Annotated in this window: 16 protein-coding genes, 1 pseudogene and 1 riboswitch; of the genes and pseudogenes, 9 read left to right on the top strand and 8 right to left on the bottom strand. The window is 66.3% G+C overall.

Features of this window, described 5'->3' with window-relative positions:
- Window positions 1–103: 103 nt before the first annotated feature.
- The 3 genes from QX041_RS24375 to QX041_RS24365 all read left to right on the top strand — a co-directional run bounded on the left by QX041_RS24375 (window position 104) and on the right by QX041_RS24365 (window position 3,714).
- Window positions 104–1,246, top strand: a complete 1,143-nt coding sequence (locus QX041_RS24375) for a hypothetical protein (RefSeq protein ID WP_316166767.1) — start codon at window positions 104–106, stop codon at window positions 1,244–1,246.
- Between the two features lie 114 nt (window positions 1,247–1,360).
- Window positions 1,361–1,591: a hypothetical protein gene (locus QX041_RS24370; RefSeq protein ID WP_315718098.1), complete on the top strand. Its 231-nt coding sequence runs from the start codon at window positions 1,361–1,363 to the stop codon at window positions 1,589–1,591.
- A 53-nt stretch (window positions 1,592–1,644) separates the two neighbouring features.
- Complete coding sequence (locus QX041_RS24365; RefSeq protein ID WP_316166766.1) at window positions 1,645–3,714, top strand: S8 family serine peptidase; 2,070 nt, start codon at window positions 1,645–1,647, stop codon at window positions 3,712–3,714.
- Window positions 3,715–4,388: 674 nt separating this feature from the next.
- Here the strand turns inward: QX041_RS24365 and QX041_RS24360 are convergent.
- The 3 genes and pseudogenes from QX041_RS24360 to QX041_RS24350 all read right to left on the bottom strand — a co-directional run bounded on the left by QX041_RS24360 (window position 4,389) and on the right by QX041_RS24350 (window position 6,666).
- Window positions 4,389–4,723: pseudogene (locus QX041_RS24360) on the bottom strand (GIY-YIG nuclease family protein).
- A 59-nt stretch (window positions 4,724–4,782) separates the two neighbouring features.
- Window positions 4,783–5,448, bottom strand: coding sequence for a methionine biosynthesis protein MetW (gene metW / locus QX041_RS24355; protein ID WP_315718100.1), 666 nt, complete (start codon window positions 5,446–5,448; stop codon window positions 4,783–4,785).
- A 3-nt stretch (window positions 5,449–5,451) separates the two neighbouring features.
- Window positions 5,452–6,666 (bottom strand): homoserine O-acetyltransferase, encoded by a 1,215-nt coding sequence (locus QX041_RS24350; protein ID WP_315718101.1) that lies wholly within the window; start codon window positions 6,664–6,666, stop codon window positions 5,452–5,454.
- A 91-nt stretch (window positions 6,667–6,757) separates the two neighbouring features.
- Window positions 6,758–6,837: riboswitch (SAM riboswitch) on the bottom strand.
- 197 nt (window positions 6,838–7,034) lie between these two features.
- On the opposite strand from QX041_RS24350, the gene QX041_RS24345 reads away from it, so the two are divergent.
- Genes QX041_RS24345 through QX041_RS24335 form a run of 3 tightly spaced genes read left to right on the top strand, consistent with a single transcriptional unit; the run spans window position 7,035 to window position 9,935 of the window.
- Entirely contained in the window at window positions 7,035–7,868 is an 834-nt protein-coding gene (locus tag QX041_RS24345; protein WP_315718102.1) for a chorismate mutase, read from the top strand.
- Window positions 7,869–7,905: 37 nt separating this feature from the next.
- On the top strand, window positions 7,906–9,003 hold the full coding sequence (hisC, locus tag QX041_RS24340) for a histidinol-phosphate transaminase (protein WP_315753822.1): 1,098 nt from the start codon (window positions 7,906–7,908) through the stop codon (window positions 9,001–9,003).
- Complete coding sequence (locus QX041_RS24335; protein ID WP_315753824.1) at window positions 9,000–9,935, top strand: prephenate/arogenate dehydrogenase family protein; 936 nt, start codon at window positions 9,000–9,002, stop codon at window positions 9,933–9,935. Before hisC ends, QX041_RS24335 begins: the two co-directional genes overlap by 4 nt.
- A 2-nt stretch (window positions 9,936–9,937) precedes the next feature.
- On the opposite strand, the gene QX041_RS24330 is transcribed toward QX041_RS24335, so the two are convergent.
- A complete protein-coding gene (locus QX041_RS24330; RefSeq protein ID WP_315826643.1) occupies window positions 9,938–11,122 on the bottom strand; it encodes a DUF2125 domain-containing protein in 1,185 nt (394 codons plus the stop codon).
- A gap of 99 nt (window positions 11,123–11,221) precedes the next feature.
- Here QX041_RS24330 and QX041_RS24325 point away from each other — a divergent pair, with 99 nt between their 5' ends.
- A complete protein-coding gene (locus tag QX041_RS24325; RefSeq protein ID WP_409977989.1) occupies window positions 11,222–11,818 on the top strand; it encodes a gamma-glutamylcyclotransferase in 597 nt (198 codons plus the stop codon).
- Between the two features lie 3 nt (window positions 11,819–11,821).
- On the opposite strand, the gene QX041_RS24320 is transcribed toward QX041_RS24325, so the two are convergent.
- From QX041_RS24320 to ftsE, 4 genes are all read right to left on the bottom strand, one after another.
- The gene (locus QX041_RS24320) at window positions 11,822–12,589 is read right to left on the bottom strand and encodes a lysophospholipid acyltransferase family protein (protein ID WP_315718107.1); all 768 of its coding nucleotides are present in this window, start codon (window positions 12,587–12,589) and stop codon (window positions 11,822–11,824) included.
- Window positions 12,590–12,601: 12 nt separating this feature from the next.
- Window positions 12,602–13,315, bottom strand: a complete 714-nt coding sequence (locus tag QX041_RS24315; protein ID WP_315718108.1) for a YdcF family protein — start codon at window positions 13,313–13,315, stop codon at window positions 12,602–12,604.
- A gap of 255 nt (window positions 13,316–13,570) precedes the next feature.
- Window positions 13,571–14,539, bottom strand: coding sequence for an ABC transporter permease (locus tag QX041_RS24310; protein WP_315826642.1), 969 nt, complete (start codon window positions 14,537–14,539; stop codon window positions 13,571–13,573).
- A complete protein-coding gene (ftsE, locus tag QX041_RS24305; protein ID WP_006615648.1) occupies window positions 14,532–15,191 on the bottom strand; it encodes a cell division ATP-binding protein FtsE in 660 nt (219 codons plus the stop codon). The genes QX041_RS24310 and ftsE overlap by 8 nt, the downstream gene beginning before the upstream one ends.
- A gap of 214 nt (window positions 15,192–15,405) precedes the next feature.
- Between ftsE and QX041_RS24300 the strand changes: the two genes are divergently transcribed.
- Window positions 15,406–16,260, top strand: coding sequence for an MJ0042-type zinc finger domain-containing protein (locus tag QX041_RS24300; RefSeq protein ID WP_315753890.1), 855 nt, complete (start codon window positions 15,406–15,408; stop codon window positions 16,258–16,260).
- Between the two features lie 54 nt (window positions 16,261–16,314).
- Window positions 16,315–16,695, top strand: coding sequence for a response regulator (locus QX041_RS24295; protein WP_315718112.1), 381 nt, complete (start codon window positions 16,315–16,317; stop codon window positions 16,693–16,695).
- Window positions 16,696–16,763: the final 68 nt, after the last annotated feature.

Below are 16,763 nucleotides of genomic sequence, written 5' to 3'. Positions count from 1 at the left end.
ACGCGCGCAACATCGCCCTCGATCGACGTCGCGCAGCAACTACGCCTGATGAGGTCAAGCGGCGCGCCGCTCGAAGATCAAACAACGAGCGAGGAGGCTCAACATGAGTGGCATGCAGCAGTCGACTGAGGACTATGGTCAATTGAATCCCGAAGGGATCTTCGGCTCCGTTCTCGGCAGGTTCGCCGGACAGGCGATCGGACGCCTGATCGGCGGCAAGACCGGCCGCGACTTTGGCGGCGCCATCGGCGGAATCGCGGGCGGGTTCGCGCCGTTCTCGGTCGGCCCCGGCACCGAGCAGCCGTCGGAGATGGAGTTGCAGGGCTTCTGGAGCGTGCTCAAGAAGATCGGACAGGGCGTCCAGACCGGGCTCAACGTCGGGCACAACCTCGGCATCTTCAGCGCCGGCCCGCAGGCCGCAGCCGCCGCGCAGCCGACCGACATGGAGCTGCAGGGCTTCTGGAGCGTGCTCAAGAAGATCGGACAGGGCGTCCAGACCGGCCTCGACGTCGGCCACAACCTCGGCATCTTCAGCGCTGGTCCGCAAGCCGCAACCGCCGCGACGCAGCCGACCGACATGGAGCTGCAGGGCTTCTGGAGCGTGCTCAAGAAGATCGGACAGGGCGTCCAGACCGGCCTCGACGTCGGCCACAACCTCGGCATCTTCAGCGCTGGTCCGCAAGCCGCAACCGCCGCGACGCAGCCGACCGACATGGAGCTGCAGGGCTTCTGGAGCGTGCTCAAGAAGATCGGACAGGGCGTCCAGACCGGCCTCAACGTCGGCCACAACCTCGGCATCTTCAGCACCGGTCCGCAAGCGGCACCCGCAGCGGCGCAGCCGACCGACATGGAGCTGCAGGGCTTCTGGAGCGTGCTCAAGAAGATCGGTCAGGGCGTCCAGACCGGCCTCGACGTCGGCCACAACCTCGGCATCTTCAGCGCTGGCCAGCCGGGCCAGCAGACGGCGGCCGCGCAGCCCACCGACATGGAGCTGCAGAGCTTCTGGAGCGTGCTCAAGAAGATCGGTCAGGGCGTCCAGACCGGCCTCAAAGTCGGCCACGACCTCGGCATCTTCAGCGCCGGCCAGCCGGGCCAGCAGGCGGCGGCCGCGCAGCCGACCGACATGGAGCTGCAGGGCTTCTGGAGCGTGCTCAAGAAGATCGGACAGGGCGCGCAGACCGGCCTCAACATCGGGCACACGCTCGGCATCTTCAGCACCGGCCAGCCCGCAGGCACGATGCACTAGGACGGCGGATCTGAAGCAGCGACCCGCGCCATTCGCAACGCGGGTCCAAGCAAGCAAGGCGGTGGGCGCACGAACAGTCCGCCCACCGCCGACCTGACATGGAGGGAGCGACGCATGGCGGATCCGAACTCAGAGCAGGAATTCATCGTGCAAGGCGAGCCGGTCAAGTCCGGCCAGCTTGCTGATCATTTGAGCCGCGAGCCCGGCGTGAAACGCGTCGGTCAGGTCGCGCCCGACGTCGTCATCCTGTCGATGACGAAGAGCCAGGCCGACCGCCTCCGATCGACTTTCAGCACGATCGTGGTGGAGCCGAATGCTCCGCTGAAACCCTTTGGCGCCGGCTGACTTCAGCCGCGCCCCCCCGACGATGTCACGAGCGAGGATGAAGGAGCCCGCAAATGGCCGCACGAAGCAAACCTGAAATCTCGGATCCGAAGGATGCGGCCGGCACGGCCGTCAACGGCACCGGAGCACGGCCCGGAGCGGAGCAGCCACCAGCCGAGGCCGTTGCCGCACCGCGGGCTACAACGGCACCGCGGGCTACAACGCCGGCAGCCGCCGCTGCAGCCCCTGCCGCGCAAGGCACGGGCCGCAGCGACGGCGGCAAGGACGGCGGCAAGGCGCCGCCGGCAGCGGGCCAACCCGTCGCAACGATCTCGCAGCGACGGGCGCAGTACATCCTGGCCCCGCGCCAGCAGACGGGGCTTGCGACCTTCAGCGCCGACTTCATCGTCCAGCAACTGACAAACACTCCCGACATCGACGTGGTGAAGACCATTCAGCCGCCACGGCTGCTCGGATTCCAGAGCGCCGACCCGGGGCAAGCCCCGCTCGGCCCGATGGTGCTGGCCCGCATGGCGCCCGACAAGGCCGAATTGCTGAAGGCCCAGGCCGGCGCACGGCTCGCGGTCGAGCGCGATGCGCCGCTCACCTACATGCTCGATCCGACCGTCCCGCAGGTGCCGGCGCCGCATCAGCTTCCCAATCCCGGCGTTCTCATTCCCTTGGCCGACGGGTTCTCGACGACGATCGAAGTGCTCGGCGAGAGCGGCCCGCTGCCGGAGGTGGAAGTGTACGTGTTCGGCAGCGTATGGCCGGTTCAGGGCGTCACCGACGCCAGCGGCCGCGTCACGCTCAAGATTCAGGGCGAGACGCCCGACACCATCCGCTCGATCCTGATCAAGCCGCGGGTCGATTACTGGACCTTCTGGCTCGATCGTCCGCAATTGACCCCCGACAGCGTGAACCGCATCGCCGCGAAGACGCTGGGTGCCTACCTGCGCGGCTTTCCCGGCCAGCAATTGCTGGGATGGGGCCAGCGCGCGATGGGCCTCGACCGCGTTCCCCTCGCCTACAATGGCGCAGGCGTGAAGATCGCGGTGATCGATTCCGGCGCAGCACCAACCCATCGCAATCTGCACGGCGTCACGATCGGCAAGAGCATCGTCGGCAATGATCCCGCGAGCTGGACCATCGATACCATTGGCCACGGCTCGCATTGCGCCGGGATCATCGCCGGCGGGCCTGTCGGCAGCGGCGGCGGCATTCGCGGCTTCGCTCCGGCGGCCGAAATCCATGTCTGCCGGATCTTCCCGGGTGGCCGGTTCAGCGATCTCGTCTCGGCGCTCGACTACTGCATGGAGAACGGCATCGACGTCGCCAACATGAGCCTGGGCGGCGGCGAGCCGTCGCAGATCATCGAGGAGCGGATTCTGCGGGCCAAGCAGATGGGCCTCGCCTGTATCGTCGCCGCGGGAAATTCGTCGGGGCCGGTCCAGTTTCCCGGCTCGACGCCGCATTGCCTGTCGGTCGCCGCGATGGGCAAATGGGGCGAGTTCCCCGAGGACAGCTTCCACGCCCAGCAGGCGCTGGATGGCTTCCGCAGCACCGACGGATATTTTCCGGCCAAGTTCAGTTGCTTCGGGCCGGAGATCGACGTCTGCGCGCCGGGCGTCGGCATCGTGTCCTCGCTGCCGGCGGATGGCTTCGGCGCCTGGGACGGCACCTCGATGGCGACGCCGCACGTCACCGGTCTCGCCGCGCTCGTGCTGGCGCATCATCCCGACTTCAAGGGCCAGTTCGCGACGCGCGACGCGCGGCGTGTCGAGCGGCTGTTCCAGATCCTGAAGGAGACATCGACGCCGCTGCAATTCGGCGATCCCAATCGTGCAGGAGCCGGGCTGCCGAATGCGATGCGCGCCCTCGGCCTGGAGGCGAGCGTGGCCTCCGCGCCCGCGTCCGATCCCTCGCTCGACGTGCTCCGTCGCCTGTTGGGACTGGCGCGCGGCGCGCAGAACGGCGCGACGTCTCCGACGCTGGCGCCGCAGGCGCCCAATGGCAAGCTCAACGGATCCGGTTCGGTTGCCCGGGGCCCGGCAACGACGACCGGCGAGTGGTCCAGCCCGGCGGTCGGTGATCCCAGTCCGGCGCAGATCCGCGACATGATGCACAAGGTCGGCTTGCTGTAGATTGCCGGCCCAGCCACAGCGACGAAGCGGCGTCGTTGCATGACGGGCAGTTTGCGCATGAGCATCATGCGCGAATTGCCCGTCGTGTTAGTTCGTCGCACGTTTGGCACTTGCGCCGTCGGGCAAATCAGGCGCAGATTTCCGCGCGTCCCGCCTCGCAGCAAGAGGGGCGTATCGCGGTCGTCACGAGCGCTGAGTGTGGGATGCGATGGGCGTGTCGGATTGCGCGTGGGGCTTGCCTCGCGTGGACGAACAATTTCGGCACGCACGGTCAAGTCGCGCGGTCCTGGCATCCCGACGCTGATGCCAAGTTTGTTGTGGTGTTCTGCATCACGCGGACGACGGTGGCCAGAAAGCCCGGCGCACCGGGGAGAACGCGAAGCAGCCGTTCAACCATCGCGCAGGGAAGGCCGGGTGTTCCGGCTCGTACCTGTGGTTCCTGCCGCCTGCATTTTTTTCCGCAGGCGGGCCATGGGTGCGGCCAGCATCCGGCCTTCCCTGCGCCTCTTCGTTATCGGAGGCGGGACTAATGCAAAGCTCGGGTGTAGACGCACCGCGGGAACGTAGCACTTTGTATCAACCGCTCTCGGCTCTTTGAAAAGTAAAAGCCGCCAACCCCAAGCTCGTCATGGCCGGGCTTGTCCCGGCCATCCACGTCCGTCCTCATGCACACTCTAAGTTGCGATCGTCTCGAAGAGATCATCCCAGCCGGGATTGCTCGTGATGATCAGTCCGACCTTCCAGGCACGCGACCAATGCTTGATGTTGTGCTCGCGCTGAATTGCACTTTGAATGTCGTCGAAGGCCTCGAAGTAAACGAGCCGCTCAAGCCGTATCGCTTGGTGAAGCCATCAACCAGGCCGGAGCGATGCTCATACACGCGACGGACGAGATCGCTGGTCACGCCGACATAGAGCGGGCCATTGGGACGATTGGTCATGAAATACACGTAGCCGCCCGCCATGGCGCCATACTGCAAGACGTGGATGGCCGGGGCAAGCCCGGCCATGACGTGGAGAGAGCGAGCCATCAACTTAGACCGCGCCCCGCTGCAGCAGCGAGCGCGCCCTACCTTCCCTTCTCCGCCCGGCTCAGCAGGAACACGCCCTGCTCGCCGAACATGTTCCAGAACCACCAGGGCATCGCGACGCGCAAGGGACGGCCGTAACTATCAAGCGCGACGGCGCGCTCCATCTTGACGCCGATCTCATCGCAGAGCTGCACGAAGTCCTTGATGGTGCAGAAATGGATGTTCGGCGTGTCGTACCAGGTGAAGGGCAGATTGTCGGTTCGCGGCATGTGGCCGCCGACGAGCAGTTGCAGGCGCAGCCGCCAGAAGCCGAAATTCGGAAAGGTGACGATGGCGCGACGGCCGATGCGCAGCAGATTCTCCAGCACGACCTTGGGCTGCCGCGTCGCCTGCAAGGTCTGCGACAGGATCACGTAGTCGAACGCATCGTCGGGATAGTCGACGAGATCGGTGTCGGCGTCGCCCTGCACCACCGCGAGCCCCTTGGCGACGCAATGATTGACGCCCTCGCGCGACAGCTCGATGCCGCGGCCGTCGATGCCGCGGCTCTCCAGCAGCTGCAAGAGATCGCCGTCGCCGCAGCCGATGTCGAGCACCTTGGAGTCGCGCTCGACCATGCCGGCGACCAGCAGATGATCCGGTCGATAGGCCAGCACCTCGCCGCCGGAAAAGCCGTTCAGCGGCAACACGCCCTGCATGCTCATGGCTCAGCCTCCGTTCGCGGCGTTGAGGCCGCGCGCCTTGCCGGCGGAATCGAGAAAGGCGCTGGCGATCTCGAAGAACTCGGGGACGTCGAGCAGGAACGCGTCGTGCCCCTTGTCGGTCTCGATCTCCGCGAACGACACCCGCGCGCTGGAGGCATTGAGCGCATGCACCAGCGCCCGCGATTCCGCGGTCGGAAACAGCCAGTCGCTGGTGAAGGACACCACGCAGAAGCGGGTCTGGATGCCGCGGAACGCCGCCGCCAGCACGCCGTCATGATCGGCGGCGATGTCGAAATAGTCCATCGCCCGCGTCAGATAGAGATAGGAGTTGGCGTCGAAGCGCTCGACGAAGGACGAGCCCTGATAGCGCAGATAGCTCTCGACCTGGAAATCGGCGTCGAACGAGAAGGTCGGCAGTTCGCGGTCCTGCATGCGGCGGCCGAACTTGCGATGCAGGGCGGCATCCGACAGATAGGTGATATGCGCGGCCATCCGTGCCACCGCGAGGCCGCGATGCGGATGAGTGCCCTTGTCGCCGTAGCGGCCGTGGTCCCAGTCGGGATCGGCCATCACGGCCTGGCGGCCGAGCTCGTGGAAGGCGATGTTCTGCGCCGAATGCCGCGTCGCGCAGGCGATCGCGAGATTCGCGAACACGCGGGTGGGATAGGCCACCGTCCATTGCAGCGCCTGCATGCCGCCCATCGAGCCGCCGACCACGGCGAACAACGTGTCGATGCCGAGATGATCGATCAGCATGGCCTGAGCGCGCACCATGTCGGGGATGGTGATGATCGGGAAATCGAGCCCCCACACCTTGCCGGTGGCGGGATTCAGCGAGGCCGGGCCGGTCGAGCCCATGCAGCCGCCGATCACGTTCGAGCAGATGATGAAATAACGGCTCGGGTCGAGCGGGCGGCCAGGGCCGACCAGCGTCTCCCACCAGCCGGGCTTGCCGGTGACGGGATGGCGGTTGGCGACGTGCTGGTCGCCGGTCAGGGCGTGGCAGACCAGGACCGCGTTGGACCTGTCGGCGTTGAGTTCGCCATAGGTCTGGTAGGCGATCTGGAACGGCGACAGGTCGACGCCGCAATCGAGCCTGAGCGGCTTGTCAGCGCCGAACTGCGCGACCAGCGAGCTCGGATGATCGACCTCGTGCGAGCGCTCTTCGGGCGCAATCGTGCGCAGCGCGGAGGTGGGTTTCGGCGTCAGGCCTGTCATGTCTCTCACCCCGGCCATCCGGCAAGGGCTCCCGAACCACGTGACATATCAGGCCATGAAAAACCCGGCCTGAACTGGGGTTCGGCCGGGATCGATAACGTCCCCGGCCTGTTTAGCGAGTTTTTTAACGTGGCTGCAAGCCGGCCGGCTCAAATGACCACGGAACAGGCAGAAACTAGTCCCGCGGGCGCTCCGCGTCAAGGCAAGCTGGGGTTGACCGCCGATCGGGCGCCCCACGGCTGCAAACCAGCCAAGCCTAGGCGGCACAAGGTAAACTTGCTGTTGCGCGCGTCTCCCGCATCGGAGAGAACGACATCCGTTCCAGTCGGCCGCACGTTAACCGGTGGCCTGCGAAGAGTGACCAGCCCATGTCCAACCCGCCGCCTGCCCCGCCTTCGCTTGCCGATTTGCGCAAGGAGATCGACGCGATCGACGAGCAGGTCCATCAGCTCCTGATGAACAGGGCCGACATCATCGACCGGCTGATCAAGGTCAAGAAGACCCAGGAGGTCGGCTCGGCATTCCGGCCGGCGCGAGAGGCCGACATGATGCGGCGCCTGGTGCAGCGCCATCGCGGCATCCTGCCGCTCGACACCGTCGAGGGCATCTGGCGCGTGATCGTCTCGACGTTCACTTACGTGCAGGCGCCGTTCTCGGTTCACGCCGACGTGTCGGTCGGCGAATCCGCGATGCGCGATTCCGCCAGGTTCCATTTCGGCTTCGTGGTGCCTTATGTCGCCCATTTCAGCGCCCAGGCCGCCGTCGAAGCCGTGGCGCGCTCGAAGGGCGATCTTGCGCTGGTGTCGACGACATCGGGGCATACGCCGTGGTGGATCACGCTCGAGCCCGTGGGCGCGCCGAAGATCATCGCCCGGATGCCGTTCATCGAGCGTGCCGACCATCCGGCGGCGCTGCCGGTGTTCGCGGTGTCGCGGGTCGCCGACGACGCGCTCGTGCTGGAGGTCGAGACCTGGAGCATCCGCGTCTCCGGCTGGAATGCGCAGGTGTCGCGCGCGCTGTCGCCGCTGGCCGACGTGGTCGCGGTGCCCGATACCGCCTTCGACGGCGCCGCGCTGCTGGTGTCGATCGAGGCGCCGTCGAACCTCGACAAGATCAAGGCTGCCCTAATCGCGGCGGGCGCCTCGGTCCGCTCGACGGCCCTCGTCGGCGGCCATGCGAAACGCTATACGGTTCCGAGCTGAGACGCCTCGCGCCAGTGATGATTTTCCGGAGTTGATGATGAACCGCCCCGTGCCGAACCCCGGCATCCTCGACATCGCGCCCTACACGCCGGGCAAGAGTCCCAAGCCGGAGCCTGGCCGCAAGGTTTTCAAGCTGTCGGCCAATGAGACCCCGTTTGGTCCCTCGCCGAGGGCGATCGAGGCGTTCAAGAGCGCGGCCACGCATCTGGAAGATTATCCGGAAGGGACCTCCCGGGTGCTGCGCGAGGCGATCGGCCGCACCTACGGCCTCGATCCCGACCGCATCGTCTGCGGCGCCGGCTCCGACGAGATCCTCAATCTGCTGGCACACACCTTTCTCGGCCAAGGCGACGAGGCGATCTCCACCGCGCACGGCTTCCTGGTCTATCCGATCGCGACCATGGCCTGCGGCGCCAGGAACGTGGTTGCCGCGGAGACGGAGTATCGCACCGATGTCGACGCCATCCTTGCCGCGGTGACGCCGCGCACCAAGCTGGTCTGGCTCGCCAACCCGAACAACCCGACCGGCACCTACATCCCGTTCGACGAGGTCAAGCGGCTGCGTGCCGGCCTGCCGTCGCATGTCGTGCTGGTGCTCGACGCCGCCTATGCCGACTACGTTTCGCGCAATGACTACGAGTTCGGGCTCGAGCTGGTGGCGACGACCGAGAACACGGTCGTCACTCATACCTTTTCCAAGATCCACGGCCTCGCGGCGCTCCGTGTCGGCTGGATGTTCGGCCCGGCGCACATCGTCGATGCGATCAACCGAATCCGTGGGCCGTTCAACGTCTCCTCGCCGGCGATGCTCGCCGCGGTCGCCGCGATCGAGGACACCGCGCATCAGCAGATGTCGAAGACGCACACGGAAACGTGGCGCAACTGGCTGACCGAGGAGATCGGCAAGCTCGGGCTGAAGGTGACGCCGAGCGTCACCAATTTCATCCTGATCCACTTCCCGACCGACAAGGGCAAGACCGCGGTCGAGGCCGACGCATTCCTGACCCGGCGCGGCCTCGTGCTGCGCGCGCTCGCCAACTACAAGCTGCCGAACGCGCTGCGCATGACGATCGGCACCGAGGAAGCCAATCGTCTGGTCGTGGAGGCTCTCAGCGAATTCATGAGGGCGAAATGAGCGTCGCGGGGCGGTTCGAACGCATCGCGCTGATCGGCTTCGGCCTGATCGGCGGCTCGATCGCGCGGGCGGCGCGGCTGCAGGGCGTGGCCGGCGAGATCGTCACCACCGCGCGCTCGGAAAAGACGCGCGCGCGCGTCGCCGAACTCGGCCTCGTCGACCGCGTCGTGGCGAGTAATGCGGAGGCGGTCAAGGATGCCGACCTCGTCATCCTCTGCATTCCCGTCGGCGCGTGCGGTCCGGTCGCGGCCGAGATCGCGCCGCATCTGAAGCCCGGAGCCATCGTCTCCGACGTCGGCTCCGTGAAGGGCGCCATCGTTCGCGACATGGCGCCACATCTGCCAGCGCATGTTCATTTCGTGCCGGCGCATCCGGTCGCCGGCACCGAGAATTCGGGACCGGATTCTGGTTTCGCCGAGCTGTTCATCAACCGCTGGTGCATCCTGACGCCACCCGACGGTGTAGATGCCGACGCGATCGATCGTCTCCGCGCGTTCTGGGCGGCGCTCGGCGCCAAGGTCGAGATCATGACGCCGGATCACCACGACCGCGTGCTCGCGATCACCAGCCATCTGCCGCATCTGATCGCCTACACCATCGTCGGCACCGCCGACGAGCTGGCGCAGGTGACGGAGTCCGAGGTGATCAAGTTCTCCGCCGGCGGCTTTCGCGATTTCACCCGCATCGCCGCCTCCGACCCGACGATGTGGCGCGACATCTTCCTGAGCAACAAGGATGCGGTGCTCGACATGCTCGGCACCTTCACCGAGGACCTCTCCAAGCTGACGCGGGCGATCCGCCGCGGCGACGGCGATGCGCTGTTCGATCACTTCACCCGCACCCGTGCGATCCGCCGCGGCATCGTCGATATCGGCCAGGATTCGGCGGCGCCGGACTTCGGCCGGCCGCTGCCGCAGTTGAAGAAGAGCTGAGGTCAGAACAGCGGCGGGACGCGGGCGACCTTGAACGGACCGAGCACGACGACGCCATCGGAGAAGCGCAACGGGAAGGTCCGCGCCTTGCGCCCTTCGAGGGTGGCCTCCTTGCCGAGCGCATTGATACCGAGCGCGACGCCGACATTGGCGTTCTGCTTGACGACCTTGCCGAGGCCGGGAATGGCGCGGTCGAGCGCACCGAGCAGGTTGTTGACGTCCTGCGACTTCACACCCGGCGCTACGCGATCGAGCGTCCCCTGCGGCACGCCGTTTTCGAGCATCTTGTCGAGACCGAGCGCCGGAATGACCTTTTCGATCCCGGCCACCGTCATTTGCACTTCGCCATCAATGCCGCCATTGGCGGTCAGGCTGAGCGTGCCCGACGCAACGGCCAGCAGCTCGCCCTGCTGGATGCGCGACTGGACGATCTCGACATGACCGCCCGCCGCCTGGATCTCGCGAAACCGCTCCGGCCAGGGTTTGGGCCGGAAGTCCTTGAGACCCGTGACGCGGGCCTGGATGTCGGTATTGAACGGTTCGGCAAGCAGAGGATGGCTGCCTTGGATGCTGCCGCTTTCGATCTGCAGCGCAGTCTCCAGCACCGGATGGTCGGACGGCGTGCCGTCGGCGAAGCGGCCGTGCAACTCGACGTGATCGGCGCGCGCGGCGGGCACGGCTGTCCCGCCCTCGATGCGGTCGATGGTCGGTTGTTCGAACACGAGGTCGGCGCGCTGCGGCAACCCCGGCAGACCGCGGACGCTGGCCTCACCGACGCGCCAGTTCACGGAGAACGAGGCGGGTCCGCGACCGTCGGCGATCATAGCGGGTCCCTTGAACTCCGCGATGAGCCGCTTCGGGTCCCACACCTGGGCGACGACGAGGATCTCGTCGAGCCTGGCATTCATCAAAGGCGTGCCCGCGGCCTGCGAGAACAGGGCCACGCTCGGATCCGTGCAGCGAACCTCGAGCCGGAACGGGAAGCCGGCGACCGAGCGCTTCGCGCAGTCATAGACGCGTCCCGATTTTGCTTCGCGCGCACGCCAAGCGTCGGCCTGGACATCCACTTGCGAAGCGGCGAAGAACCAGAATGCGCTCCACGCAACAGCGGCGATCAGGAGCAGAACGGGAGCTATGAAGAGCCCCCAACGAGAGCGCCTGCGGCGCGCTTGCGGCAAACGAGACATGCAGGACACCCTTTGGGCAGCAATTTTGGCAATTCGGCGATCACGGATTGTGTATCTAAATTAACAATTCGCGAGCATCACACTTAGGCTTCCGCATTGATGTCCGCAATGACCCTCTCCGAACGCGACCTTCCCCACGGCGACCTCTGGGTCTTCGGCTACGGCTCGCTGATGTGGCGGCCCGGATTCGCTTTTCTCGAGCAGGTGCCGGCGCGGCTGATCGGCGAGCATCGCGCGCTCTGTGTGTATTCGTTCGTCCACCGCGGAACGCCGGAGAAGCCGGGCCTCGTGCTCGGTCTCGATCGCGGCGGCGCGTGTCGCGGCATTGCGTTCCGGGTGGCAGCAGACAAGCGCGACGAGACCATCGCCTATTTGCGGGCGCGTGAGCAGGTGACCTCGGTATATCGCGAAGTGACGCGCTCGGTTTGGCTTGAAAACGACGCGCGCGAGCGGGTGAGCGCGCTGGTCTACGTGGTCGATCGCGGCCATGTGCAATATGCAGGCCGGCTGTCGCCGCAGGAGCAGTTGCGCCATGTACGCCAGGGTCACGGCCAGTCCGGCGCCAATCGCGACTACGTGATCTCGACCGTGAAGGCGATCGAGGCGCAGGGCTTTCGCGACGCGCAGTTGCATCGGCTGGCGACGATGCTGCACGATGACGGCCACTCGCTGCATCCTGCGCCAAGCAAGACATAGCCCTCAAGCCTTCACCGGCGCCGGCACCCGGCCAAACAACTGCGCCTGTTCCGCCTGCCCCGCGGCGACGAGCCGGCCGGTCGCCTCTTCGATGACGCTCTGAATCCGCGCCATGAACTCATCGCGCGGCAGGCCAGGCGGCAGCGGATCGAGAAACTCCACGACGAGCGTGCCCGGATAGCGCAGAAATGTGCGGCGTGGCCAAAACAGACCCGAATTCAGGGCCACCGGCAGGCAGGGTACGCCGCAATCCGTGTAGATCAAGCCGACGCCGCCTTTGTAGTCCGGCGGTGCGCCCGCCGGACGCCGGGTGCCTTCCGGGAAGATCACAAACTGACGGCCGTGCTTCACCTCCTCTGCCGCCCGCCGCATCACCTGCTTCAACGCGCGGGCGCCGGAGCTGCGGTCGATCGCGATCATGTCCGCCTTGACGAGATACTGTCCGAACAAGGGAATCCGCAGCAGCTCGCGCTTGAGAACGAAGAACGGCGCATCGAAGAAATGCAGCAGCGAGATCGTCTCCCACATCGACTGATGCTTGGCGGCGACGATCAGCGGCCCCTTCGGGATCTTCTCGACGCCGCGATATTCGACGCGGATGTTGCAGACGACGCGCATCAACAAGATGTTGCTCTGCGCCCACCAGTTGGCGACGCGCAGCAGCGCCTTGCGGGGCATAGCCAGGGTCGGCAACGCGATCAGCGCCCAGAGCACGAAGTTCGGGTAGAATAGGATGTTGAACAGCAGCGAACGCAGGAAGATCGAGACCATCAGAAACCCAGTTCAATTGGCTTGCGCCGTCGTCGGTCGGCGCGACACCGAGCCGGTTGGCGGATCGAACTCGGGCGCGAGATCGAGGCCGAGATCGGCCAGCCGCAGCCGCATCTCGGCGGCGACATATTTGGCATATTCGGACAGCAGAAGCCGCACCGTCGGCGCGCTGGTCCACCACGGCTCGTCGCGCCATTTCTCGCCAACGACCGCATAGGGAATGAGATCCATGCTCGGCATCGCATGCGACAGTTCGACGATGGCCCGCGGCATGTGATAGTTCGACGTCACGACGATCAGCGACTTGAAGCCGCGCTCGCTCGCCCATCGCCGCGTCTGCGCAGCGTTGCTGCGGGTGTTGATCGCCGAATAATCCAGATCGACGCAGCAGTTGATGAATGATCGCGCCTCGGGCAGCGACCGGGTGATGTCGCTGGCCTCGTTGGTCGGGTGCACACCGGAGATCAGCAGCCGCCGGCCATAGCCTCCCGCCAGGAGTTCCACCGCGTCCGATACGCGTGACGAGCCGCCGGTCAGGACCACGATTCCGTCCGCCTTGCGCTCGGGCTGGATCTCGGCGCCCCGCAATTGCGAGAGGAAGCCGACGAAGCCGACCGCCGCGACGAAGAAGCCGACCCCGAGCGTCGCCACGGCGCCCGCGAGCGTCCGCCACACCGCGACGGTGAGCGGCAGCTTTCGCCTGCTATGGTCAGTCTCCGGCTCCATGCAACGCCTGGCTTGTCCTTGCCTGCCTGCGCGCGGCGCCATGCCGTCGCGCGATCCCGTCGTTCAAGTCCGGGAACGCAGGCAGGTTTCGCCGGCCTCCCGATCACGTTCGCTCGCCGCCGATCCTGGCGCGCGACCTCCGCCGTGTTCGTGACCCAGCTCACCCCGTCCTGCCTCACCCCGGCGCAGACGATTTTAGGCGGTTTTCGGGCCAAGTGAAATCCGCAACGAGACGGCTGGGGATAGAAGCCGCCATCAGTCGATGCTCGCCAGGGTCGTGAACAGGGTCCGGCGTGCGGCCCAGCCGGTCACCGCGGCGATCACCACGGCCTGCAGCGCGATCGCGACATAGCCGAGCGGGCGCAGCGAGAATGTCCCCAGCAACGCCGCGAACTGATCGCCGACGGGAGTGCCGGAGAACCAGTTGGCGATCGACTCCGAGAACCCGAATCCGAGCATCGCAAGGCCGCCACCGATCACGCCCCCCTCCAGTCCGAGCTGCAGAAAATGCCGCAGGAAGTGATTGGCGATGTAGCGGTCGCCGGCGCCGACGAAATGCAGCACCTCGACGATCGGCCGGTTCGCGGCCATCGCGCCGCGGGTCGCGAACGACACCGAGATGATGGTGGCAGCGATCACCAGCAGCAGAATGCCGAAGCCTGCGAAAAGCGTCGCGCCTGTCATCGAGCGCATGCGCTCGATCCAGGCGCGGTGGTCATCCACGCTGGCGGTCGGCGCAACCTGGGTCACGCGGCTGCGCAGCGCGTTGAGATCGAAGCTGGTGCCGGGCTGGACGCGCGCGATGATGACGCGCGGCACCGGAAGCTCGTCGAACGACAGGCCGCTGCCGAGCCACGGCTCCAGCAGCTTGCTGGATTCCTCCTTGGTGAACGGCCGGACCTCGACGATTCCGGACTGCGCCCGCATCGCCTCCGTCACCAGGGCAATGTCGCGCTCGATGTCCCGGCCGGTCTTGGGGCGAACCTGGACGGTGATCTCGCTCGACACCTCCGACTGCCATTCGGCCGCGGACTCGCTGACCAGCAGCACGCCGCCGGTCGTGATGGAGGCCAGGAAGGTCATGATCGCCACCACGGCGACCAGCGCGCGGCCGGCGATGGAGGCGCGCGGCACGATCGGTGACACGATGCGCGCCTGCGCCGGCAGTTGCGGGCGGTCGTCGCCGAGATCGACCAGGAGGCCGCGATCGTCTACGCTACTCATAGATGTGCAATCGTCCCTGATGCAGCACCAGCCGGCGGGCCTCGTATTGGTCCATCAGCGTGATGTCATGGGTTGCGATGATGACCGCCGTCCCCGAGCGGTTCAATTCGATGAACAGCCGCAGCAGGCGGCGCCCGAGCGTCGGATCGACGTTGCCGGTCGGCTCGTCCGCGAGCAGCAGTTGCGGCCGCGAGATCACGGCGCGCGCGATCGCCGCGCGCTGCTTCTCACCACCCGACAGGATCGGCGGCAGCGCGTCCATGCGCTCGCCAAGGCCGACCCATTTCAGGAGGTCGATGACCTCCTTGCGGTAGCTCGATTCATCCCGCCCCATGACGCGAAACGGCAGCGCCACGTTCTCATAGGTCGTCATGTGATCGAGCAGCCGGAAGTCCTGCAGCACGATGCCGATGCGCTTGCGCAGATCGGCGATCTCCTCCTTGCTGAGCAGCGAGATATCGTAGCCGAACAGATTGACCAGGCCGCGGGTCGGCCGCAGCGACAGAAACAACAGCTTGAGCAGCGAGGTCTTGCCCGCGCCCGACGGGCCGGTGAGGAACTGGAAGGAATGGGCCGGAATCTGGAAACTGAGGTCGCGGAGGATCTCCGGCCCCAATCCATAGCGCAGCCCAACATTTTCGAACCGAACCAAAGCGTCAGCTCCGTTCGACCGCGTGCGCGGCAGACCCGCACGCTCCAAGCTCAGCGGTACGATGGCCCGATTGAGCGCCCGTTATGGTTTCCGGTTCGTTAACGGTCGCCGTGTACCATTCGCGCGATTGAGTTCCGAAGTTCGTCGACATGGCGGTCCTTGTAGCACGAACTGTCGGAAACAAAGCGGCAATGGCCGTTGGAGAACAGGCGCGATGTTCATCGTTTGCCCTCATTGTACGACATCTTATGCCATCGACGTGGCAACCCTGGGTATGGCTGGCCGCAATGTACGCTGTTCCCGTTGCAAGGAGGTCTGGCTGGCGCGACCGGAGGATGCGGTCGAGGCGCCCGCCCCCATGCCTGCCATGGCGGAGGCCGGCGCGGCGGCCGCGCCCCGCGACGCGGCCGACGAGTGGGAAGCCCTCGCGCGCCAGGAAGACGACGACGAACGGACGCCCGACGTGGAAAGTCCGCCGCTGGCTGCCGGCTGGCCCGAGGATGCCCTCGCCGAGCCCGACGACGACACGGCCGATGCCGAGCAGCCGTTGCAGAGCGGGGCTTCGCGCCTCGCCGGTCTCCGCAAGCTCATCAGGCGCCCGACGTTGCCGGATTTCCCAGGCAACAAGGTGTTGAACCTGCCGGTGCTGACGGCCGCCATGGCGGCGCTCACAATTGCGCTGGTGGTGTGGCGCGCCGACGTCGTCAGGCTGCTGCCGCAGACGGCCTCGTTCTACAAGCTGGTCGGGCTCGAGGTGAACCTGCGCGGCCTGACCTTCAAGGACCTGAAGGTGGCGACCGAAACCGTCGACGGCAAGCCGGTGCTGGTGATCGAGGGGACGATCGTCAGCCTGACGAAGAAATCGGTCGACCTGCCGCGGCTGCGCTTCAGCGTCCGTGACGCGCAGGGCACCGAGATCTACGCCTGGAACACGCTGCTCGAGCAGACCGCGCTCAAGCCCGGCGAGCGCACGACGTTCAAGTCGCGGCTCGCCTCGCCCCCTCCCGAAGGCCGCAATATCGATATACGGTTCTTCAACCGGCGCGATCTCGCCGCCGGCAGTGCATGATGGTTCCGGTCTCGTGGGTCGCCCGCGGGGCCCACGAGACGGAGACGAAACGACATGTCGCGCGTGCTGATCGCCGACGACGAAGATTCGATGCGGACCTTGGTCGCGCGCGCCATTGCCATGGATGGACATGAGATCGTGACGGCGCAGGACGGTGCCGAGGCGCTCGACATCCTGACGCGCGAGGCCGGCGCCTTCGACCTGCTGCTGACCGACATCCAAATGCCCATCATGGACGGCATCGCGCTGGCGCTGTCGGCAGCACGCGATTTTCCCGACCTGACCATCCTGCTGATGACCGGCTTTGCCCATCAGCGCGAGCGGGCGTCGAATCTCAGCGCGATCGCTCACGACGTCATCACCAAGCCGTTCTCGATCGCCGACATCCGCACCGCGGTCGCCGACGCGCTGGCGTCAAAGGCTGCGAAGGCGTAGGGCGCCAACGATGATCCTCGACGTTGCTGCAGTCCGCGCTGTCATCCCTGCAAACGCAGGGATCCATA

Origin of the sequence: Bradyrhizobium sp. SZCCHNRI2009 (assembly GCF_032485115.1) — a bacterium.
Taxonomy (GTDB): domain Bacteria; phylum Pseudomonadota; class Alphaproteobacteria; order Rhizobiales; family Xanthobacteraceae; genus Bradyrhizobium.
Note: the sequence above shows the minus strand (reverse complement) of the source record. Positions and strands in the feature narration are given on the sequence as shown.